Annotated in this window: 21 protein-coding genes; 14 read left to right on the top strand and 7 right to left on the bottom strand. The window is 45.4% G+C overall.

Going from position 1 to position 21,796, the window contains the following annotated elements; all coding sequences use genetic code 11:
• Positions 1-160 precede the first annotated feature (160 nt).
• Entirely contained in the window at positions 161-832 is a 672-nt protein-coding gene (locus QUA58_RS05390; protein ID WP_333248676.1) for a hypothetical protein, read from the top strand.
• A gap of 266 nt (positions 833-1,098) precedes the next feature.
• On the opposite strand, the gene QUA58_RS05385 is transcribed toward QUA58_RS05390, so the two are convergent.
• Positions 1,099-1,608: a phycobiliprotein lyase gene (locus QUA58_RS05385; RefSeq protein WP_333248677.1), complete on the bottom strand. Its 510-nt coding sequence runs from the start codon at positions 1,606-1,608 to the stop codon at positions 1,099-1,101.
• A gap of 706 nt (positions 1,609-2,314) precedes the next feature.
• Here QUA58_RS05385 and QUA58_RS05380 point away from each other — a divergent pair.
• Positions 2,315-4,546 (top strand): hypothetical protein, encoded by a 2,232-nt coding sequence (locus QUA58_RS05380; protein WP_333248680.1) that lies wholly within the window; start codon positions 2,315-2,317, stop codon positions 4,544-4,546.
• A gap of 91 nt (positions 4,547-4,637) precedes the next feature.
• On the opposite strand, the gene QUA58_RS05375 is transcribed toward QUA58_RS05380, so the two are convergent.
• The 3 genes from QUA58_RS05375 to QUA58_RS05365 all read right to left on the bottom strand — a co-directional run bounded on the left by QUA58_RS05375 (position 4,638) and on the right by QUA58_RS05365 (position 7,916).
• Positions 4,638-4,775 carry a hypothetical protein gene (locus QUA58_RS05375; RefSeq protein WP_333248683.1) on the bottom strand — a complete coding sequence of 46 codons (138 nt, stop codon included), beginning with the start codon at positions 4,773-4,775 and terminating at the stop codon, positions 4,638-4,640.
• Positions 4,776-4,892: 117 nt separating this feature from the next.
• The gene (locus QUA58_RS05370) at positions 4,893-6,302 is read right to left on the bottom strand and encodes a (Fe-S)-binding protein (RefSeq protein WP_333393259.1); all 1,410 of its coding nucleotides are present in this window, start codon (positions 6,300-6,302) and stop codon (positions 4,893-4,895) included.
• Between the two features lie 297 nt (positions 6,303-6,599).
• Positions 6,600-7,916: an FAD-binding oxidoreductase gene (locus QUA58_RS05365; RefSeq protein WP_333393258.1), complete on the bottom strand. Its 1,317-nt coding sequence runs from the start codon at positions 7,914-7,916 to the stop codon at positions 6,600-6,602.
• Between the two features lie 96 nt (positions 7,917-8,012).
• Here QUA58_RS05365 and QUA58_RS05360 point away from each other — a divergent pair, with 96 nt between their 5' ends.
• From QUA58_RS05360 to QUA58_RS05345, 4 genes are all read left to right on the top strand, one after another.
• Entirely contained in the window at positions 8,013-9,476 is a 1,464-nt protein-coding gene (locus QUA58_RS05360; RefSeq protein WP_333248689.1) for an ATPase domain-containing protein, read from the top strand.
• 433 nt (positions 9,477-9,909) lie between these two features.
• Positions 9,910-10,281, top strand: a complete 372-nt coding sequence (locus tag QUA58_RS05355; protein WP_333393257.1) for a response regulator — start codon at positions 9,910-9,912, stop codon at positions 10,279-10,281.
• Positions 10,278-11,438: a HAMP domain-containing sensor histidine kinase gene (locus tag QUA58_RS05350; protein WP_333393256.1), complete on the top strand. Its 1,161-nt coding sequence runs from the start codon at positions 10,278-10,280 to the stop codon at positions 11,436-11,438. The genes QUA58_RS05355 and QUA58_RS05350 overlap by 4 nt, the downstream gene beginning before the upstream one ends.
• Positions 11,404-11,697 (top strand): DUF4079 family protein, encoded by a 294-nt coding sequence (locus tag QUA58_RS05345; RefSeq protein WP_333393255.1) that lies wholly within the window; start codon positions 11,404-11,406, stop codon positions 11,695-11,697. The genes QUA58_RS05350 and QUA58_RS05345 overlap by 35 nt, the downstream gene beginning before the upstream one ends.
• 116 nt (positions 11,698-11,813) lie before the next feature.
• Here QUA58_RS05345 and QUA58_RS05340 read toward each other — a convergent pair whose 3' ends face one another.
• A complete protein-coding gene (locus QUA58_RS05340) occupies positions 11,814-12,794 on the bottom strand; it encodes a DALR anticodon-binding domain-containing protein (protein WP_333393254.1) in 981 nt (326 codons plus the stop codon).
• 355 nt (positions 12,795-13,149) lie between these two features.
• On the opposite strand from QUA58_RS05340, the gene QUA58_RS05335 reads away from it, so the two are divergent.
• The 5 genes from QUA58_RS05335 to QUA58_RS05315 all read left to right on the top strand — a co-directional run bounded on the left by QUA58_RS05335 (position 13,150) and on the right by QUA58_RS05315 (position 17,886).
• Complete coding sequence (locus QUA58_RS05335; protein ID WP_445243633.1) at positions 13,150-13,983, top strand: Crp/Fnr family transcriptional regulator; 834 nt, start codon at positions 13,150-13,152, stop codon at positions 13,981-13,983.
• Positions 13,913-14,776, top strand: coding sequence for an HAD-IB family phosphatase (locus QUA58_RS05330; protein WP_333276519.1), 864 nt, complete (start codon positions 13,913-13,915; stop codon positions 14,774-14,776). The genes QUA58_RS05335 and QUA58_RS05330 overlap by 71 nt, the downstream gene beginning before the upstream one ends.
• 259 nt (positions 14,777-15,035) lie before the next feature.
• Positions 15,036-15,656: a methylthioribulose 1-phosphate dehydratase gene (gene mtnB / locus QUA58_RS05325; RefSeq protein WP_333393253.1), complete on the top strand. Its 621-nt coding sequence runs from the start codon at positions 15,036-15,038 to the stop codon at positions 15,654-15,656.
• Between the two features lie 157 nt (positions 15,657-15,813).
• On the top strand, positions 15,814-16,848 hold the full coding sequence (locus tag QUA58_RS05320; RefSeq protein ID WP_333393252.1) for a patatin-like phospholipase family protein: 1,035 nt from the start codon (positions 15,814-15,816) through the stop codon (positions 16,846-16,848).
• 225 nt (positions 16,849-17,073) lie between these two features.
• Complete coding sequence (locus tag QUA58_RS05315) at positions 17,074-17,886, top strand: MlaE family lipid ABC transporter permease subunit (RefSeq protein ID WP_333248707.1); 813 nt, start codon at positions 17,074-17,076, stop codon at positions 17,884-17,886.
• A gap of 317 nt (positions 17,887-18,203) precedes the next feature.
• On the opposite strand, the gene QUA58_RS05310 is transcribed toward QUA58_RS05315, so the two are convergent.
• The gene (locus QUA58_RS05310) at positions 18,204-19,712 is read right to left on the bottom strand and encodes an SGNH/GDSL hydrolase family protein (RefSeq protein WP_333393251.1); all 1,509 of its coding nucleotides are present in this window, start codon (positions 19,710-19,712) and stop codon (positions 18,204-18,206) included.
• Positions 19,713-19,918: 206 nt separating this feature from the next.
• Here QUA58_RS05310 and QUA58_RS05305 point away from each other — a divergent pair, with 206 nt between their 5' ends.
• Together QUA58_RS05305 and QUA58_RS05300 are read left to right on the top strand one after the other, a co-directional pair.
• Positions 19,919-20,263 (top strand): hypothetical protein, encoded by a 345-nt coding sequence (locus QUA58_RS05305; RefSeq protein WP_015174589.1) that lies wholly within the window; start codon positions 19,919-19,921, stop codon positions 20,261-20,263.
• A gap of 165 nt (positions 20,264-20,428) precedes the next feature.
• Positions 20,429-20,671, top strand: coding sequence for a hypothetical protein (locus QUA58_RS05300; protein ID WP_333248713.1), 243 nt, complete (start codon positions 20,429-20,431; stop codon positions 20,669-20,671).
• Between the two features lie 254 nt (positions 20,672-20,925).
• On the opposite strand, the gene QUA58_RS05295 is transcribed toward QUA58_RS05300, so the two are convergent.
• A complete protein-coding gene (locus QUA58_RS05295; RefSeq protein WP_333248715.1) occupies positions 20,926-21,126 on the bottom strand; it encodes a hypothetical protein in 201 nt (66 codons plus the stop codon).
• Positions 21,127-21,393: 267 nt separating this feature from the next.
• Between QUA58_RS05295 and QUA58_RS05290 the strand changes: the two genes are divergently transcribed.
• Entirely contained in the window at positions 21,394-21,783 is a 390-nt protein-coding gene (locus QUA58_RS05290; protein ID WP_333393250.1) for a hypothetical protein, read from the top strand.
• The last annotated feature ends 13 nt before the right edge of the window (positions 21,784-21,796 follow it).

Genomic DNA, 21,796 nt, shown 5'->3' with positions numbered 1-21,796 from the left:
CAACAGTCAACAGTCAACAGTCAACAGTCAACAGTCAACAGTCAACAGTCAACAGTCAACAGTCAACAGTCAACAGTCAACAGTCAACAGTCAACAGTCAACAGTCAACAGTCAACAGTCAACAGTCAACAGATAACAGTCAACAGATAACAGTCAACAAATGACAGAAGTGACGGCAATATCTGCACAAGCAGCGGCTCTGCTGGTTCACTACGGTTTTGACCTAGGTGGCAAAAAAGCCGAGAAATTGGCGGGTGAATGGCTGACCAAGTATCCCGGCTATTGGCTGCGTTTAGCAGTGGTTGAAGCGCTTTATCAAGGCCGCTACAAGGCTGTTTCTGTGGGACAGCTATTGAGTATGTGGCATCGGATAGGTGAACCTCTCTATCATTTCAATCGCGAGTTTGAACGCTTGGTATGCAATAATTTTCCTCAAAATTTAACCGGGGAAAGTGCTGCTCAACTGTCACCGGAAGATCTACTTTTATCGAACCAGGAATCGGAAGTAACTGCCGCAGAGTTAGATTTGCGTGAACCGTCAGAGGCGCAACTTGATGTGGCGCTTCATCCAGAAGTCCCAAACACAGAGGCAGAGGAAACAGGAAAATTACCTGCAGCCGACGATCGCACAAAAGAAAATACAGAATTTGTAGTATATGAAGATGTGGCTGTTACCGCCCTCGCCGATCGAGCCGAAGCTGAACACAAATTAGCGGACAAACCTGTGACCAAATCATTCCCAGTTGTCAAACACACTGATTTTCACACCAAGTTAAAAGCGATTGCCCGAGAAGGCAGAAGAAAGAAGGGAGAAAGCAGAAATAGGGTGTAATACCCTTTTCGATTTTCGATTAAAGAATTAGGAATGACTGATAAAAATCGTGATTTGGATCTGCCTACAGTTGCATTATTTTTTGGGGAAGTGGTTTCAGTTGACAGTTGACAGTTGACAGTTGACCGCAAGATAGCGACCTCTACCTGGAAGGAAGAGGATTGGAGTAATGAATAGTCTTCTTTTAATTTCTCCCGCTTATGGGTTCCGGCTTTAAACCAATTTTTTTTGGTAATGTTTGGGAATTACATAGTTGTTTGTGAGAGTTAAGTTTTCGGACTTCCTCCCATCCGAATTTCCGAACAAAAAGATGCTTGTTCGGTACCGTTAGCTTGCTTAACAATGCTAGTCCGCAGTCGCAAGTTAGGCATGAGATACCACAGCCTTTCTTCGGCATGGAGGGTGTCTGATTCTGTAATCAATGTCAGTACGTCGTCGCCCATCACGTAGCGACTGTTACCCTTGTCTTGCAACACTTTGCCTTCGCTGGGATTGTCGGGATTTGGTACGAGCGCTAATATTGTAGAACCGATTTGTTTAGCTTTGTCGCGATCGGGAATACCGTCCCAACTAATCCGAACGCCCTTGAGCCCAGTTGAAGCCGGGTTAATCGAGTGTTGTTGGCAAAGTTTGACGACTGCTGCATCGCTAGCTGTCAGTATTTCTATTTTGAGGTCAGATTTACCTGCCTGCAATTCCCCAGAATTGAGATTGTGTACGGTACGCTGAGAAAACCATTTACCTGCACTTAACTCAAAAAACTCGATAACATCCATGAAATTTGTCTCTAAAGTCAATACTGCTTTATTTACGATCGTGACTTGCGCGCTATGGAGTCAGAAACCCGGTTTCTTCCTACGTACCTAGCGGTCAAACCCATGATTTTGTCTAGAAACCAGGTTTAAGAGTGCAAGTCATTTTTTATATTTTAGAGGAAGGGGGCGCACCTGGAAAGCTTTCTGGGAGCTTTGGCTGAAACAGATTGCAGATGCCGTTGAGGTACGAAACCCAACCAGGGGGACATCTGCCTCGCAGCAGCAGCCCCATTGACAGAAAATTAGACCATCCGCCATCATATTTCGTTATAAAAAGTCTTTTTCGCACATTAAATAGGATTACGATACCTGAAATTTTTTAGCTTTGACAGTTTTGATTGATCGACCATCATCGCCCAAATACCAGCTATGTTAAGAAAAACAACGATATATGTCAGCTTTTGTCGATCGATCGGTAAATTGGGCGTTGCTGAGTTGAATTATATTGGCGGCGATTTATTGTAATCGCACTGCTTGAAAATTCTCAAAGCAGACTCAGACTCAAAAACCAGCAATTCATCGAACCATCACCAAACCGAGGACAGCAAGCCCGTAGCACAGAGCATTCAAATATGTCATGCTAAGTCAAGAGAAAAGATTCTCGATCGGCTTTTCGGTAGGGTGCAGCTAGCGATCGTATACATTTTAAAAACACATCCGTAAATTTATGACCGAGTTTACACAAGGGCTGGATAAAATGCAGCCCGCCGAACAGATGCACTGCCTGGAAATCCTGCCAAATCAGCTAGCAGCGACTTCAGACTCAGAGAAATTATACAGCCTACTAACAGATTACAATTTTATTGAAGCCAAGCTGTCAGCATCGGGAGTGCAGGCGCTAATAGAAGATTACGATTTAGCAACAAGTCCCGATATTATAACCTCAGACCAAAAAGCCGACCAACTCAAATTAATCCAAGAAGCAATTCGGCTTTCGTCCCACATTCTAGCCAAAGACAAAACCCAACTAGCAGCCCAACTAATTGCCCGCTTGATGCGCTTTGAAAGTCCAGAAATTCAAGCACTGCTAGCACAAGCAAAACACCAAAAAAAACCCTGGCTGCAGCCGCTAACCCCCAGCTTTACTCCTCCCGGCGGGAGATTGCTACGCACCCTTACCGGACATACAGATTGGGTACAAGCTGTAGCAATCACCCCTGACGGCAAGCGGGCAATTTCTGCGTCCTCCGACCACAATCTCAAAATTTGGCACTTAGAAACAGGAGAAGAACTTTCCACCCTCAAAGGTCATCTTACCTACGTCAATGCTGTAGCTGTCACCCCCGACGGTACTAAAGTAATTTCCGGTTCTTGGGACAATACCATTAAAATTTGGGATTTAGAAACTGGGACAGAAATATTTACCTTTGCCGGCGATACTTTTGCCGTAGAAGCAGTAGCAGTAACTCCCGACGGCAAGCGAGTAATTTCCGGTTCTTGGGATGGCAGTATTAAAGTTTGGGATTTGACAAGCAGGGAAGTAATTTTTAACTTCAAAGGTCACAGCAGTTTTGTCCAGTCCGTAGCAGTAACTCCTGATAGCAAACGGTTGATTTCCGGATCGGGAGACAACAGCATGAAAGTCTGGAACCTAGAAACTGGAAAAGAACTTTTTACTCTCACGGGTCATGCAGACTGGGTAAAAAGTGTAGCAGTTAGTCCCGACGGCGAACAAATAATTTCCGGCAGTTACGACGGAACTATTCAAGTCTGGAGTTTGTCAGAAAGAAAGCAACTTTTCACTTTAGGAAAACACAGCAGTTTCGTTCAAGCTGTGGCAGTCAGTCCCGACGGCAAACGGGTAATTTCGGCTTCCGGCGACAAAACGCTGAAAGTTTGGAATCTGGAAACAAAAGAAGAACTTTTCACTTTTACCAATCACATCGCCCCAGTGAATGCTGTGGCTGTTACCCCCGACGGCCAGCGGATAGTTTCTGGTTCCTCTGACAAAACTCTCAAAGTTTGGCACTTAGAAAGAGGCAAAGAAAATTTATCATTTGCAGGTCACGATGACTGCGTAAATGCTGTAGCAGTGACGGCAGACGGTACGAAAGCGATTTCCGGTTCAGGAGACAACAGCATTAAAGTCTGGAATCTCAAAAACGGACAGGAAATTTTTACTATTTCGGGACATCAAGATTGGGTAAAAGCAATTGCAATAACACCGGATAGCAAGCGAGTAGTTTCGGGTTCCGGCGACAAAACTGTGAAAGTTTGGAATCTAGAAACCGGAAAAGAAATCTTTACTTTCACTGGTCATACAGACTGGGTAAATTCTGTGGCAGTGACGGCAGACGGAACGATGGCGATTTCCGGTTCGGGAGACAAAACTATTAAAGTTTGGAATCTAGAAACAGGAGAAGAACTTTTTACTTTTTCAGGTCATGAGGACGGGATAAAAGCTGTGGCAGTTACTCCCGACAGCAAGCGGGTTATTTCGGCTTCCGGCGACCAAACTCTGAAAGTTTGGAGTTTGGGGAAACAAAAGAATATTTTGGCAAATTTATGGAATTTAGCCGTCAAAAATCTACTTTTCACTCTCAAAGGTCATGAAAGTTTTGTGAATGCTGTGGCAGTTACGGCGGATGGCAAATGGGCGATTTCAGGAGGGCGGGAACACAATTTGAAAGTTTGGGATTTGTCAAGTAGAAAAGAAGTTTTTACTTTGGCAGGTCATGCTGATGCGGTAACATCTGTGGCGACTATGGGAACAAAGGCAATTTCTGTTTCGGACGATAATACTCTCAAAGTTTGGGATTTGTTAAGCCGAGAAGTAATTGCTAGTTTCAGGGGAGATAGTGCTTTGAAAGCTTGCGCTATTGCACCTGATGGGGTGACAATTGTGGCGGCGGAAGCTTCGGGACAGGTGCATTTTTTGAGGTTAGAAGAGGGGAAATAGTCATTAGTCATTAGTCATTAGTCATTAGTTATTATGCCGATCGCACTTTTGCTAAAATTTAAAAGTGCGATCGGTCTTTTCCCAATCTAGTTTACAATTGTTCCGGGTCAATTCCCATCGTTCGCAGTCTTTCTGCCAATAAAGCAGCCCGCAGTTGGGCTTGTTCCAAGCTGCGAGAAACCTCCTCATAACTTGCAAACGGTTCGCCGTCAGGGCGATAAATTTGCAACTTTTCACCCCAGACTCCTTTGTGGAACAGGCGTCCCGCCTGTGAATTCCTGCTGTTCCTTGAAAAAAAATCTCACTCAGCAGCGAAAATAGGGCAGACACGGCCCGCCCTACAAAACTACTTCCTCTGCAACCTCACCCCACGTATAGAATAATCCAAAAGCTCAATAGGGTGCATTAAAGTAACTTTCTTTCCCTGCAACTCCAAATGCTTCTTAATTTGCAAAGAACAACCTGGATTAGAAGAAGCAATCAACTCAGCCCCCGTATTCAGCAAATTCTCCACCTTCTGCACTCCCAATTCATCAGCAATTTCCGGCTGAAGCATATTGTAAACCCCCGCACTCCCGCAGCACAAAGCAGCATCCAAAGGCTCTTTTAACTTCACACCAGGGATTTGTTGCAACAACTGACGCGGCTGCAAACTAATCTTTTGCCCGTGCAACAAATGACAAGCATCCTGATAAACAATTGTCAAATCTCCATCAATCAAAGGATTGAGTTTCGCCGTAATTCCCGCACTTGCCAAAAACTCCTGCACATCCTTCACATTCGCAGCAAAATTCTCAGCTTTCTCCCGATATTCCGGGTCATCAGCTAAAATGTGACCGTATTCTTTCAAAGTGTGGCCGCAGCCAGCAGCGTTGATAATTACAAAATCAACATTAGTATTTTCAAAGCTGTCAATCATTTGTCTCGCCAAAGATTGCGCCTGCTGGGCTTGTCCTTGATGTTCCGGCAAAGCAGCGCAGCATCCTTGACTTTTGGGAATCACAACCTCGCAGCCGTTAGCCGTCAAAACACGCACCGTAGCCTCATTAACCGGCGAGAACAACAACCTCTGCACGCAACCTAAAATCACGCCGACTCGATAGCGTTTCTCCCCTTGTGCGGGAATAACTTCTGGTAAATTATCCCGGAAAGAATCAACTGTTACCTTCGGCAAAATTGATTCCATCGCCGCCAAGCGGGGAAATACTTTTTTCAGCAAACCTGTTTTACGAATTAGTTTTGGCAGTCCTAATTTTTGATAAATAAACAGCGGTACAAGCAAAGGCCGCAATCTGTGAGGATAAGGGAATAGATTAAAAATCAGAGTCCGAATTACATTGTCGGAAAAAGTGCGTTTTTGATTTCGGGTAACTTGGTGGCGAGTTGCGGAAATTAATTTGTCATATTGCACACCAGAAGGGCAAGTTGTCACGCAGGCTAAACAGCCCAAACAAGTATCGAAATGCTGCGAAGTTGCTTCGTTTAAAGGTGCGTCGCCTTCGTTAATTGCATCCATTAAATAAATGCGGCCTCTGGGCGAATCCATTTCTTTGCCAAGTACGCGATAACTCGGACAAGTTGACAAACAAAAGCCGCAGTGTACGCAAGTATCGATTAATTTCGGGTCTGGCGGGTTCTTGGCATCGAAACCTGGGAGTTCGAGGGTTTCTAAGTGCGGATTTTGTGCTAGGAAATTGCTGTCTTTAGCGGGTTTTAAATCGTCACTGGGAATTTGAGATTTTTCTGAAGTTTGCATATTTTACCTAATTCTTAAGGTTCGTAGTGAGGACTTTAGTCCTTCTTCGGGAATTTAAGAAGGACTGAAGTATTGGTGTCAACAATCGCATAAAACTCTCGATTGAACTCGCTTTTAGCTGAGTCTAGATCCCCCTCAATCCCCCTTAAGAAGGGGGAGGCAAGAGCATTTCCGGTTCCCCCCTTCTTAAGGGGGGCTAGGGGGGATCGATAGCCTAATCGTCAAACACTATCTTGGTACTAAATAAGACGTTAAGCTGGCACCAATGATACTGAATTCCTGACTACAAACTTTAAACTAAATACCGCTTATAAAACGATGGGGACTCAAAAGATTTTCCGGGTCAAACTCTTGTTTGATGCGGCGCATTAAATCGATCGCACTTCCAGTATAGCCCCAAATATCTAACTCTTGCTTGATGTCAGCAGGCGCTACCAAAACCGTCAGAAAACCGCCTTTCGCTTCGCACCCTCTGCGTACCTGCAACAGCGTTTGGGCCGTCGCATTCTCAAACCGCAAAACCCCCAAACCGCTTCCTGCATGAATCAAAGCGTCCTGTACCGGCAATTCGTTAATTGCCGTTACAGCTTCCGATGGTCTGATGCCTATTTTGCAAATAATTGCCGACTTGGTGCCAGAATTCCACATTGTTTCTGGTAATCTTTGCCATAACTGAAGCTCATCATTTTCGCAGCAGGTAGTGCCTTGCAAACCCAACTTTTCGCCAACTGACCGCAAGCGGGCTGATTGTTGTTTAACGCTTTCGGCGATACTTTGAAACCTCACTACCAATCCAGAACCTTTACCCAAACTAAGTTTTTCTACTAACTGCGGTGATAGCAAATCAACAGCAGTCGGTGTCAGAGCAGAAGATAATAAAATTTGAGTGGCTTCAGCTAAAGCATTAGTTTCTCCTGTCAGTATGACAGTTCCCGATGATTCGGGCAGCGGATAAACTCGGAATGTTACTTGAGAAATGATGCCTAATGTGCCGTAAGCACCGGTAAACAGTTTCATCAAGTCGTAGCCGGCGACATTTTTAACAACTCGACCTCCGGCTTTAGCAATTTTACCGTCCGATCGCACAAAGGTCATTCCCAGCAGCAAATCGCGAACCCCGCGATAGCGATGCCGCAAAGAACCCGCATCAGCAGTAGCGATAATTCCGCCCAAAGTTGCCTGTTGGGGATATGCTGGATCGATCGGCAAAAATTGACCTACTTTACCTAAAATTTCCTGCAAATCCGCAAACTTCATGCCCGCTTCCGCAGTCACCGTCAAATCGCCCACAGCGTGTTCTACCAGCCGATTTAGGCGCGTCGTACTCACGGCAATTTTGACTCCCTTGACTAAACCGCCCCAATCGAGTTTGCTGCCGCTACCACAAGGCAAGACTACACAGCGATTTTGCTCAGCCCAAGCAATCACCGCCGCGAGTTCTTCCTGAGTATGGGGGTAAACGGTGCAGTCTATTTTCGTGCCCGGGGCAACTGCTTTTTCTACCCGTTCTTGCCAAAATGGCTCTGTATCTTGCCAGCGACAGATGCCAGCAGTCCCGACAATACTTTCTAATTCTTGTGTGCTTACGTAATTTTCGGTAGAAAAAGATTTCATGAAGGTTATCAGACGCCCGGTAAAAAAAATATCAAAACACTGCCTAAAACCATTAAATATTAATACGGGCCCGATATTCAAAACATGAAGAAACAAATGTCTCAAAACCGAATTTCTCTGGGAATTACCGGTCTCAACGAAGTGATTGATGGCGGCCTGATTCCTCAACGCTCTTATCTGGTACGCGGCGGCCCGGGTACTGGCAAAACTACTCTGGGCTTTCACTTTTTGGCTGCGGGTATTGCTCTGGGAGAAACGCCCCTGTTTATTACTTTAGGAGAACCGGAAGCGCAATTGCGCGCCAATGCCGAAAGTCTCGGTTTTGACATGGAAGCGATGGCGTTCCTAGATTTGAGCCCTTCCTCAGAATTCTTTACCGAAGTTCAAACCTACGACATTTTCTCGCCGTCGGAGGTTGAGCGAGAACCGACTACACAAAAGATTATCGAGCGAGTTAAGGCTGTCAAGCCACAACGGGTGTTTTTGGATGCAATCACTCAATTTCGCTACTTGGCTGCGGATGAGTTTCAGTTTCGCAAGCAAGTTTTGTCTTTTCTGCGGTTTTTGGTGGAAGGGGGGGCGACGGTGGTGTTTACCTCGGAAGGGACATCAAGTGCTCCCGATGACGATTTGCAATTCATCAGCGACGGCGTGATTTATTTAGAATTGCGGCCTGAAGGGCGCACTCTGTCTGTCACTAAGCTGCGCGGTTCTAACTTCCGCGACGGCCGCCATTCGCTGCGCCTGACTCAGGCTGGTATGGAGGTATTTCCGCGACTGCTTCCGGACAACTACCAGCAGGATTTTGTGGCTGAACCGATTTCTGCTGGGGTTCCAGAAATGGATGAACTGCTGCACGGGGGACTGGAACGGGGGACTGTGACGGTGATTACTGGGCCTAGCGGCGTGGGTAAAACGACGGTGGGGATGCAGTTTATGAAGGAGGCGGCGGGAAGGGGGGAGCGATCGGTAGTTTACATTTTTGAGGAGTCAATTTCTACTCTGCTCGGCCGCTGCGAATCTGTCAACATCCCGGTTGGGGCGATGATGGCGCAGGGAAGTCTTTCGGTGATACCTGTGGAACCTTTGCTGTACTCGCCGGATCAGTTTGCGAGTATGGTACGCCGAGAGGTGGAGCAGGAAAAGACGCGGATTGTGATGATTGACAGTATTTCTGGCTATCAGATTTCGATGCGGGGGCAAGATTTGGTGAACAATTTGCACGCTTTGTGCAAGTATCTCAAGAATATGGGAGTCACTGTTATCTTGATTAATGAGGTAGAAGCGATTAGTGGAGATTTTCGCCTGACCGAGATCGGGATTAGCTATTTGGCGGATAATCTTGTGTTTATCCGCTATCTGGAACGCCAACTGCATAATAGAACGGAAATCCGCAAGGCGATCGGCGTAATTAAAAAACGAGTCAGCAATTTCGAGAGAACTCTGCGAGAACTCGATATTACTCGCTACGGCATCAAAGTCAGCAAACCGATACGGGGGCTGCGCGGCATTTTGAGCTCGGCGCCGACGTGGATTGAGGGGGAAGCGGAGGAAGATTGAATCAAGGTTATCAGTGCTATTTTTGGCGGAGTGCAGCTAATGAAAGCAGTTGTCGATCTAATTAGTAGGGTGCGGCGCGCGCACCTCAGCAATAGCAGTAGTGCACGCACCGCACCAGCAGCATAAGTCCTGGAAAAGTTAAATATCTTGGTAAAATTGTGTATTTTCCGACTTTTACAGTCTTGGACGCACGGGGGCTAGAAACCCGGTTTCTACGAAAAATTTGCGTTTATTGACGAGAAATCTAGGAAGAAACCGGGTTTCTGAGGTCGCAACTTTTAAGAGCTCGCCGAAAAGTAAGCTAATACCAGTTGAAACAAAGAATACAACTGTAGGCCAGATCCAAACCCATAGATAATCAGTCATTGCCTATTCTAAATTCTAAATTCTAAATTCTAAAATAGTATAAGCCCTATTCAGAGGACGCCGATAGATGACTGAAAACTCAATAATTTTAGCGGTAGACCGGAATCACCGAAATTTGGAACTCCTAGCACAATTTCTTAATAAAGAAGGATACCAGACGATCGCGGCTGATAGCTTTGAAGAGGTTGCACAAGCTATCAGTCAGCCTGCTAGGATCGGGATGGCTTTAGTAGATATTTCTGGTTTCGACCGCCGGATTTGGGACTGCTGCGAACAACTGCGAAATCACCAAATTCCTTTTCTGATACTTTCGCCCAAACAAAGCGCTGCCATTCAGCACGAAAGCTTCTCCCGCGGTGCTCGGAATATGTTGGTAAAACCTTTGATCGTTAGAGATTTGCTGTCCATTGTTCACAGCTTGCTAGGAGAACCTGCGTGAGTCAAATTTTATTGCTTGTCGAACAGAGAGAAAATCGCCGCCTGTTATTAGAATGGCTGGCAGTTTATTATGAGGTATTGCTGCCCAACTCCACAGAAAATATTGATGAAATCTTACCATTAAATCAATCTTTCGATCTGGGGATAATTGACGGTCTTGCCCTGAAACGGCACGGGCAATGGATCGCCGCCAAAAAACAGGCAGAAGGCCCGGTATGCTTGCCTTTTCTGTTGATTACATCCCGCTCGGATGTGGGGATGGCAACGCGATTTATTTGGCAAACTATTGACGATTTAATTATTGCTCCGATCGAGAAGATAGAATTGCAAGCGCGGGTGGAGATTTTGCTGCGATCGCGCCAGTTGTCTTTAACCCTCAAATTGTCTCACGACCAACTCGATCGCACCCTGCAAACAGCTAAAGAACTCAACGAGATAAAAACTTCTTTGCTGTACATGATTGCCCACGACGTTCGCAATCCTTTAAACTTCATCATCGGCACTACGCAAGTTCTTGCCAGATACAAATCGAAATTATCTGATGATAGAACACAAGAACTGCTTGACAAAACTCAAGTTGCAGCAAAAAGCATCGATCTGTTATTAGATGACGTTCTGCTGCTGGGCCGCTCGGAGTCGGGAAAAATTGCGCTTCGTTTGCTACCGCTAGACTTGGCAAAGTTTTGTAATGAGTTGGTAGCAGAATTTCAAAGCAGCCTGAATTTGAAGCGTCAAACTGATGCGGTGAAGTTGATTTTTGTGAATCACTGTCAATCGGCGATCGCGTGTTTGGAGGTGAGCTTGCTGCGGGGCATTCTCAGCAATTTGCTGTCAAATGCTATCAAGTATTCTCCCCCCAATACTCAAGTAGTTTTTGAATTAAAAGTTACGGAAAATGAGGTGGTTTTTTCGGTAACTGATTCCGGAATTGGCATACCTTTGGCAGACCAAGAACGGCTGTTTGAGTCATTTTACCGGGCTAAAAATGTCGGTCGAATTCCCGGTACTGGACTGGGGCTAAGCATCGTTAAAAAATGCGTGGATTTGCACCGTGGCGAAATTACTTTGACCAGTGAAGAAGGCGTCGGCAGTACATTTACAGTAACGCTGCCGATCGCAAAAATTGAACAAGAGCAACTCTCGTCTGCAACGCTTTAAACTAGATGCAGGAATTATATTGGGATTTAAAGACAGGATTTTTGGCAGGGATGATAAATCGCTGGTTTCTCATTTTTATTACGGCATCGATGGAAGGTTTTTGATGGTTTTTTTGTGGGCAATTGCAGCGGAAATTCATCATACTCGATCGCACCGCTGGCGGAAAATTCACACTATTTTAAAGTGCATCGCGCTGCTGCTATTTCTCTGCCCAAGAGTAACGGGTTCTCGCGATTTGTTGGGAATTCGTTTAAGCTAGCAAAAATAACTCATTTATCACGGCAATTTCAAAAACTAAACTTGTCCGAAACCAGCGCAAAAATACAGTAAAATACTTTATTTTATGTTCGTTATTACTTTTTTAGACTGACTAATTCAAAGTTCTAAAGGAGCAATAGCGTTAAACAAATTTTCTAGGATAAATCGCAGCAAAGATTGAGTTGCTAATATTAAACCTAATCGAGCTTGGGCGAGTTTTGGCTGTTCTATTTTAACTTCTCCCCAAATTCGGCACTGGCTGTAAAAAATCTGAAATGCTTCGCTCAAACTATTGGCTAATTTGAAATAATTGACAGGTTGTTCGCGGTTTTTCGAGTCAAAAGTAGGATATAAATTGTCTAGCACTGTTAACAGTTGGGATATTAAACGGCGTTCTGCTGGATGCACTAACCGCAGTCGATCGCCCTCGTCAATCCAAGGGATAGGGTTTGGCGCCGCCAGCGACCAAATTTGCGGTGCTGTAGCGACATCCGGCTGCGCGATCGCAATTATCCGATCGCGATCGGCCATTCGCAACAGGGAACAACAGCGCGCGTGGCTGTACTGAATCGGAAACAGTCGATCGGCACACACAACAGGAGATAAGATCCGATATTCTGGAACTGGGAGGGGAATTTGAGCTAAACGCTGCAACCAGACGGCTAAACCGGCATCCGTCAACTCTAGTTCAATCATTCCATCCCGTGCGACTTTAACGGCGAAATCCGGGTAACACAACGGTTGGAGAGTTTCGGCCAACTGTGTGGCGATCGCCTGCGGTGTCTGCTGCCAACTTTTAGCCAATTTCAGGGCGATCGCAGACAGGTACAGCACCCGTGCGCTATCTTTACTCCGATTTAACGGAAATATTGCACCATTCTCAATAAGCTGGTTATGGGCGGGCAGGATGCCCACCCCACAATCAAATTCACTCGTTGTGGAACAGGCAAGATGCCTGTTCTTGAGAATGGTGCCACCTATGAGATTTAACGGAATTTGGGCCAGTGTTCCCTGCTGGGCGATCGCGCTTTGGAACCTTGAAAGCAAGAAACACTTCACTGTAACTTCCGGGCACTGTGAGATATTTGCTGTATCCATATCGGCTGATCCTACGGTAAGAGCAACGATCGACTGTTACCGCTTGCACTATTCTTGTACGTTAAACTGCTGATGTCAGAGATAGTCGATCGGCTCCCCTGGGCGGGGCTACATCGAATTAATGTGCTTTCTAGCGATTTGTTTGCTAACTATACAATAATTTACGACAAATTTTTTGCTGAACTCTACCATTTTGATGTATTTTTTGCTACATTAAATCTTTCGGTAAAACACAGAAAAGTCAGCATAGTTAAGAAGCGTGCAAGCTTGATCGGGGGTTGGTTGTCTCACTTTGTATCGCACTGCTGGCAGAAGCTGTTTTTCTCACTATTAAATGTATCCCAGAGCCTCACTTATGCAATCAACTTCCACACATCTAGAGACTATCGATCGACCTTTTATCACTTGGCAGCGAATTATCGACTGGGCCCAGGAACACTACCGCTGCCGCACTTTTAGCAAAGATGAGCGGATTCCCGCAAGACCCGGACTGCTGTATTTAGTCCAGAAAGGTTCTGTGCGGCTCGTAGGCAGTGCTCAAGTTAGCGCTGCAGCGGCGAAATCAAAATCAGCTGACAAAACTACAGAAGAAGCTTTTTTGGGCTTCGTCGGCGCCGGTCAGCCTTTTGAACTGGTTGCTCAGTCTCCGTTTACTCTCCAAGCTTACGCTCATGCCGATCAAACTCACGTAGTGTGGATGTACTGGCACGACTTGGATAATTGGCCTCACTTTCGCAGGGAAATTTTGGATGCGTTTCGCTACCAGCACCAGCGGAAACTTCTCTGGCTGAGCACTTTGGGACAGCGCCGGACGATCGACCGATTGCTGGGATTTCTCACTTTGTTGATCGAGGAGTTCGGGGAACCTTACGTAGGTGACGGCGAACCGGATGTGGTTCGAGGCTACCGGCTGCCTTGGGCTTTGACTCACGCTCAAATTGGCAGCGCGATCGGCTCAACGCGGGTGACGGTGACGCGACTGATGGGTAAGTTGCGATCGAAAGGTTTGATTAATACTGAGGATGATAATTTAATCTGTTTGCCCGCTAAGTCTAACCCCCAAAAGACAAAAAACCACAAGCAGGAGGTAGAAGATTCCTTGGAAGATTCCTTGGAAGATGAAGATTCTCTCGAAGATTCCCTGGAAGATTCCCTGGATGATGAAGATTCCCTGGAAGAATCTGCATAAAATCCTGCGGGAAATTGCTAACAAACAGCAGGTCACTATTAGTTTTGGGCAGTCGCGCTCGATCGCTCGACAGTGTACGATGAATTGTGTAAACTTTTCCCGTTCTCGAAAGGTGCGACTGACAATGACCGATGACAAGCAAAAATCTTCAATCCCGAACAATCAGCAACGGGTGGTATTCTGCGACTTTGACGGCACGATAACTGTTGAAGAAACTTTTGTGGCAATGCTCAAGCATTTCGCGCCGGAACTGTCGTCTCAACTGATGCCTGAAATATACGCTAGAAGGCTGAGTTTGCGATCGGGAGTGCGGCAGTTACTAGAGTCTATTCCCTCGGAATGTTACGGGGAAATTGTAGATTTTTCTAGGGGAAAGCTGATGCGGCCGGGATTGGTGGAATTGCTGGATTTTTTGGACGAGAAAAAGGTAGATTTTGCGATCGTGTCCGGCGGTCTTCGGATTATGGTAGAGACGGTAATGGGCGATTTTGTACACCGGGCGATCGCTATTTACGCTGTGGATGTGGACGCTAGTGGCCCTCGGTTGCAAGTCAATTCTGAGTTGGAAGGAGATGAGGAATTGGTGTCTAAGGTGCGGGTGATGGGCCAGCACCCTGCCGAGGAACAGGTGGCAATTGGAGATTCGCTGACGGATTTTAATATGGCTTTGCAGGCTTCGTCTGTGTTTGCGCGCGATCGGCTTGCCGAGTATCTAGACGAACAGCAAAAGCCTTATACTAAATGGGATAATTTTTTTGATGTGTTGGAAAGTTTGTCCCAGAAATGGAATTGAAACTATAGCCTTTCTCAAGAAAAGCTATGTGTGTATTGGTAAAGTGTGCACTGCCCACCCTACGTTTAGATAAGCCTGGGCAATTCCTATTAACTCACATCTTGAACCATTGTCAATAAGCCTTTCACGAGTGGACAGGATGCCCACCACGCAAGAAAATTTACTCTTTGTGGAACAGGCATCTTGCCTGTTCTTGAGAATGGTGCAAAATGTCACTATTAACCTAAAAAGTAGATAAAAAACTGAGGATTTATAAAAAATGAGTGGCGATTTGAGATCGGATTTAATTGCAGCAGCCAAACATTTTTACGATCGCGGTTGGATGGTTGGGACTGCTGGCAATCTTTCAGCCCGCTTACCAGATGGCAGTTTTTGGATTACTGCTAGTGGCCGCGCCAAAGGGCAGTTAACTAAAGAAGATTTTATCAGAATGAACTCAGACGGCGCAATTGTCGAGCAACCTGTTGCCGACAGCCGCCCTTCAGCCGAAACCAGCATTCATTTAGCCGTTTACAATTGTTTTCCAGACGCTAAAGCTTGCTATCACGTCCACTCGATAGAGGCAAATCTAGTTTCTCGGCTAACAGCAGGAGATGCAGTGCCTTTGCCCGCGATCGAAATGGTGAAAGGTTTGGGGGTGTGGGAGGAAAACCCGCAAGTGTCGATACCCCTCTTTACAAATTATTTAGAAGTCCCTAAGATAGCCAAGGAAATTTGCGAATTCTTTGCCATTTGTGCGCCCTCTGTGCCCGCTTTGTTAATTCGCGATCACGGCATCACAGTCTGGGCAGACTCGCCAGCCGCCGCCTACAATTACGTAGAAATTGTAGAATACATTTTTCGCTATACGATCGCAGCCCGCCAATTAAATTTAGATTGAAGATTTGGGATTTGAGATTGAGTGGTGCATGAATTCGGAATTATGTAGCGTGAACCTTAAGCACCTTACCGCTATTACCCCTAGGATTAGCCTCTCAAACCAATTTTTGTATCCCGGACTGTAGGAAACGAGTAAATATTCAGAAGAAGCAACAGTTATGGCTAAATATACCAGAATTTTATCCATAGATGGAGGCGGAATTAGAGGGATTATCCCCGGGCAAATTTTAGTTAACGTTGAGTCAAAGCTGCAACAAAAAAGTGGCAACCCAGATGCGAGAATAGCTGACTATTTTGATTTAATCGCTGGCACGAGTGCGGGAGGAATTTTAACTTGCATCTATTTGTATCCAGATGCCGAAAATCCCAGCAGGCCTCGGTGGGCGGCCCAAGACGCTGTTAATTTTTCGATTAAGAGCGGCCGCGACGTTTTTCAGACTTCATTTTGGCAAAAAGTCAGATCTCTAGATGGTTTGAGAGATGAGAAATATCCCAGCGATCCCTTAGAAAAATTATTTTGGGAACATTTTAGAGATTGCAAACTCAGCGAACTGCTAAAACCTTGTTTAATTTCCAGTTACGACATCGAAAGGAGAAAAGCTCACTTCTTCGATCAAATAGATGGTAAAAAATGTCCAGCAGAAGACTATTTTATTAGAGATATCGCCAGAGCAACATCGGCAGCTCCCTCTTATTTTGAGGTTTCTAAACTCTACTCTTTTAGCAACGAATGCTATGCTTTAATTGACGGGGGAGTATTCGCAAACAATCCGGCACTTTGTGCCTATGCAGAAGTTAGAAATAAATTCCGAATTCCTGACAATGGCCCAGACCGAGGCCCGACAGCAAAAGATATGGTAATTTTATCACTGGGAACCGGAGAAGCTCAGAAAAAATTTCCCTACGAAAAAGTAAAAAATTGGGGTCAAGTTGAGTGGGTTGAGCCTTTGATCAATATCATGATGACGGGAGTTGCTGAAACTGTAAATTATCAACTAATTCAAATTTATGATGCGATTGAAAGACCGAATCAATATTTGAGAATTACTCCTGATTTGAGCCACGAACAACCGCTGCAGATTGATGATGCCTCGGAAGAGAAAATATCAGACCTGCTGAGAATTGGCAAGGATCAAGCCGACAAGAATAATGAACAGTTGGATAAGTTTATCGACTTGTTACTTGCGGAGTAGTCCTAGGGTTTGAGATTTGAGATTTTAGGTTGGGAAATGAGTGATGATTACCACAGAATCCATCACTGTCAATCTAAAGTCTAAAATGGTATAGCACACCAACCGCAGGGCAGGCAGACTGAAAATATATGTTGACAAATCGTGCAATAATTGCTGTAGGATTGCCGAAAATCTCTATGTGGCAGTGCTACGCCCTGTTTGCAATTAATCGCGAGCCCTCAGTCATTGGTTAAAAAATACCAAGAAAAGCACGATCGACATTTAGATGAAACCTTCAATAACAGGTGGTTTCAGCGGTTTTTCGTGACATTGTTCCTGGGTGGGCAAGTGCTGCTACGCATAATCCAAGGCAGAATTGACCGCCGCAAAATCATGGAACATTTAGTAACAGTAGGTCTGGATTCTTTCCGATCCGTGCTACTAATAGCCTTTTTTGGTGGCATGATTTTTACCTTTCAATCGGCCAGAGAATTGGTTCGCTTTGGGGCGGTTGGGGCGATGGGAGGTGCGTTTGCTGTGGCATTTTGTGGCGAATTAGCACCACTTTTAACGGCGGGCGTGGTGGCGGGACAAGTAGGTTCGGCCTTTGCGGCGGAGATAGGAGAAATGCAGGTGACGGAACAAATAGACGCCCTGTATATGTTAAGAACAAATCCGGTTGATTATTTAGTAGTGCCGAGGGTGATAGCTTGCTGCATCATGCTGCCGATTTTAACAATTTTTTCGGTAGCGGTGGGGATTTTGGGCGGGCTATTTGTAGCGGTTTATTTTTATAATTTGGAACCGTCGGTATTTTTGGAATCGGTGCGGACTTTTTTGGGGCCTGGGGATTTAGTAACTGTGGTGATTAAAAGTTTTATTTTTGGGTTGATAATTGCCCTTGTCGGTTGCGGTTGGGGATTGACGACGGTGGGCGGAGGGAAAGGAGTTGGTCAAGCTGCAACGGCGGCGGTTGTGACTTCGTGGGTGTTGATTTTTGTGGCGGATTTCTTTTTATCATTGTTGATATTTCATGAGTTGAGGATGCTGAAAAGTTGATAATCTTGGCGATTGTAGCAGGAGTCAGGAGTTAAGATGCTTAAATATTAAGGGTTTGAACAATCATCAACGCCCTGCGCCGCTAAGGCGATTGCTATAAAATAAATCAACATGAAGATTTTTTAAACCGCAGATGAACGCAACTAAACGCTGATCAAATAGCATCAGCGTTCATCCCAATACGGTTTACTTAAGAGGGCGGGTTTTGCCTTGATACAGTCGATTATTTCATAAATTCGCTCGCCCAAGCCGCCCCTACCGCAATATGGTTGACTTAAGAAATTCGTCAAAAAGCCCTAAGTAAACCGTATTGGCGTTCATCCGTGTTCATCCGCTGATATCTGCGGTTTAAAACTCTCAACTTTAGATGGTAGATTGGAGAAAGGAGGGCGATACACTCGAATTGCCTCAATAGGAAATTTCCCATCTGTTTCGGGGACGATTTCGAGGGTGTGTTTGGAGTTGCTCAAATTCTGAGCCAATGTTGTAGAATACTCGCGGCTTGAATCTGCAATTTGTGGCGGAACGTATGAATCAACAAACATTGGTCGCACCTGCCAGGAAATCTCAAAGCCTTTAGGTATCGGTTTTTTAGAGTATTCATAAGAATTTTTTAGCCACCAGTTTATCGGTTCAATCACGACGCGGCCCGAGTTTGAGACAAACATTTCGTCGTTTGTACCGCTGCCGTCGTAACCTGTTTTAGAACCTACAACGTCAAATTTAAACTTGCTGGCGTCGCTGTTAATCTCAGTAATTACGGCTTTCCAATCTTCGACGATTAGCGGTTTTTGGCTGGATACTTGGATGATGGCCGGCCAAGGAACGCCAGGACTAGCGCTAGGTCTGGTGATGCTGTAAAGTTCAGGAAATTCTGAGGGTTTTTTGCCGTCGATCGCAATTTTAGCAGAAATCGCGCCGCCGTTGAAGGTTTTATCGGCGATCGCATCTATTCTATTTCCTTCAAATTCTAAAACCAACTTGCCATCTTGCCACTTAACATCCCTGCCAACTGTATAGGTTTTCACTAAATCCTGCGGCGGTTGAGGAGAATTTTGCCTGTATCGCAGGTGCGGTTTTATGAGAGCAGCTAGGAGAAAATTTCCCCAATCGTTGAGGTGAATGTTGTCACTCAATAGCTGTTTGGGCTGCAAGCGATTATCTTTCAAATACCGCAGCCAAGGTTCACGAATTTCGGCTATTTCGCAGCCGTATTTATCTGCCAACTCAGGCAGCCATTTAGTAGAATGAGTGTTGTGCCATTCGTATCTGCTGACTGAATTGGGATCGTCGCTGTTGCCTGTCGGCATCCAGTCGATGTGGTCTGAATGCAAGAGTATTTCGCTAGCAGTGCGGCTGCGGACATTGGCAATTATGGCTTCGTAATCTTCATCGCCTCCGTAGACGTGAAAAATTAGTAAGTCTGGATAAAAAGGATACAAATCGTGTTCGCTGGGACGGATTAAAATCGGGGCGGCAAATCCTCCGAGCGCCCGATTTTCCACAATCAAATCTGCATTGGGAAATCGCTGTCTCAAATCATTCACTACATCTTTCCACCAATCTTGCTGAGTGATGGATTGACCGTAGAATAGGATACGCACTTGGCGGCGGTCTGTTGGAGTGCTAGCTGCAAGTAGCCCCATCGTCCTTTGAATCCTCGCTCCAAAACTAGCATTATTTGCAATAGGAGCGGGTGGGGGGAATGGCGTATCGGCAGCTATTTTTTTGATGAGCGGAACTAACAGAAAGCTCAGACACAAAAAAAGCAGCCACAAGTAGCGATAAATCTTGGATTTTCTGCTATTTCCTTGGTGTTTTGCCATTGTTTTATTTTTCCCTGTCCGTTTCACTTCGCTCAAGGCGACTGTGGGATGAATGCTACGCCTCTATCAGTAGCTGTAGCGTGCTTATGGGCGCACCTCACGAGTAGCTGTAGTGTAGGCTGTATGGAAATATATTACCAAATTGAGGGCGACAAAAAGTGATATAATGCCAGCTAATTAATTGCAGGAGATCGATCGCACGTCAAATGGATTACAAAACAGCCCGCAGTTTTCTGATCGACCAAGGAACCGCCCTGGAAACCAAGAAAAATCCCGACGCCTTCCTGATGCGTCTCAAACAAGGTCAACCGCCCGTACCCGGACAGGTGACATCGATTTTATTAGCTTTAAAAATATTGTTTGAAGGGCTGCAAGAATCTCCAATGCTCGATCGACAATTAATCTCGGCACTACATTTACTGTCAGTAGAAGGTTTGCAGCAATTTGAAGCTGGACTCCGCAGAGGAGTTTCTTGGCCACCGCTGCTGAAGGAAGACTTAAATCGAATTGCGATCGCAGTCAAGAATATCTTTTCCGGCGTCTGGCAATAATTAGCTCGGCAACCACCGATCTCTATACCACCGCCAGCAGACTCAAATTTTGATCATACAATACAAATTTTTGTTAAATATTCTGTTAATCTTGCTACATTTACCCTCAAATTGTGGCATCTTAATATAAGAATCGGTTCTAACAAGCAATTGGAGAAATTACTCATGAACGCCGAAGAAAAAGCTAGACAACTAATTGCACGAGAAAGGCAGCATAGCGAACACTTGCACGAATCTATGCTCAACCGTTCCTCCCACGAGCTAGAAACACATGGGGAGGGAATTGCTGAAGAAAAAGCCAGAGAATTAATGGCTCAAGAAAGGCAGCACAACGAACACCTGCACGACTCTATGTTAAGCCGTTCCTCCCAAGAGGCATCGATCGCACCCGATGACACTCACAAATAAATTTTGTTAACACAAGACTTACGGACACAAACCAAGAAACCGGGTTTTTATACCATTTTTCATACCATAACAAAGGGCTGTAAAAATGTTTTTGTATAAACAACCAGGTTTCTGCGTCCCGGAATACTTCAGCACAGCAAAACTATACTCAAATCGAGGAGGGTTTTAGGTGCAATCAAAACAGCCCCTGCTTGGTTGACAGCCGCTATCACCAACCTCCAAGTGCCAAATATAGCAAGAGAAAATGCCAGGTTCTACTCCTCGCGAAAGCTTTCGAGGGATGCCAAAAGAGCTGGCAGTCCCGCTAGCGCGGCCGACACCAAAGCCTCATCTTTGTAAACTCGCGATCGGAGAATACGGGTACTTTTAGACGCAGAGGTGAAAGAGCCTCGCCGTTGGGAATCTCCGGTTTCAACCCGCCCTAAATTTTTTGTTTCTCGGGTCACGGAAAACATAGCAGTATCCTCGCAGTATCGTCAATTAATCCCTAAATATGCGCCCGTAAAATTTCTCACGGCTTGCTGTATGTTTCTATTATTACTCAGATAGGTAACAGAGATGAAACCATGAAATAATTATTCACGATAGCTAGGGATCAACTTAAACTGCTTAACAGCTTTTATTAATTTGTTACACGGCGCGCGTTTGTTTCAGCCGATCGCCCACAGCGACTCAGCCACCAGGCAGCAAAATCACCGATTTCACAAGAGGAACGCGGATCAATGATGCTAACTCTTAGTCCAGCAACAGTTATAAGTCAAATCAGACCGACTGTCGAAAGCTTGCCCGACGGAGACTACCGCTACCGAGACTCCTTTGCGATCGATCGACCTTTCAGAGAAATCCAATTTCGCAAACAAGACAGATACATCACCGGCAGCTATTCAGACAAACGCACTGGCAAAAGTTACTGCTTCCGGGGAATCCCCCAGCACAACAACATTATTAACATCACGGTAGCGATCGAAATTTCCCCAAAAACAGCACAGCAAACCCAGTGGAAATTAGCACCGGGAAACCCGATTAATTTCGACAAGCTTGATCCGCTGCAAGCTGGGCCGGGATTAGAATTGTACAAATGTTTGACAGCATTTTTACCAAAATTGAAGTAGTCATCAGCCAACA

This window comes from Microcoleus sp. N9_A1 (assembly GCF_036701795.1).
GTDB lineage: Bacteria > Cyanobacteriota > Cyanobacteriia > Cyanobacteriales > Microcoleaceae > Microcoleus.
This window is presented reverse-complemented; position numbering and strand designations above follow the sequence as displayed.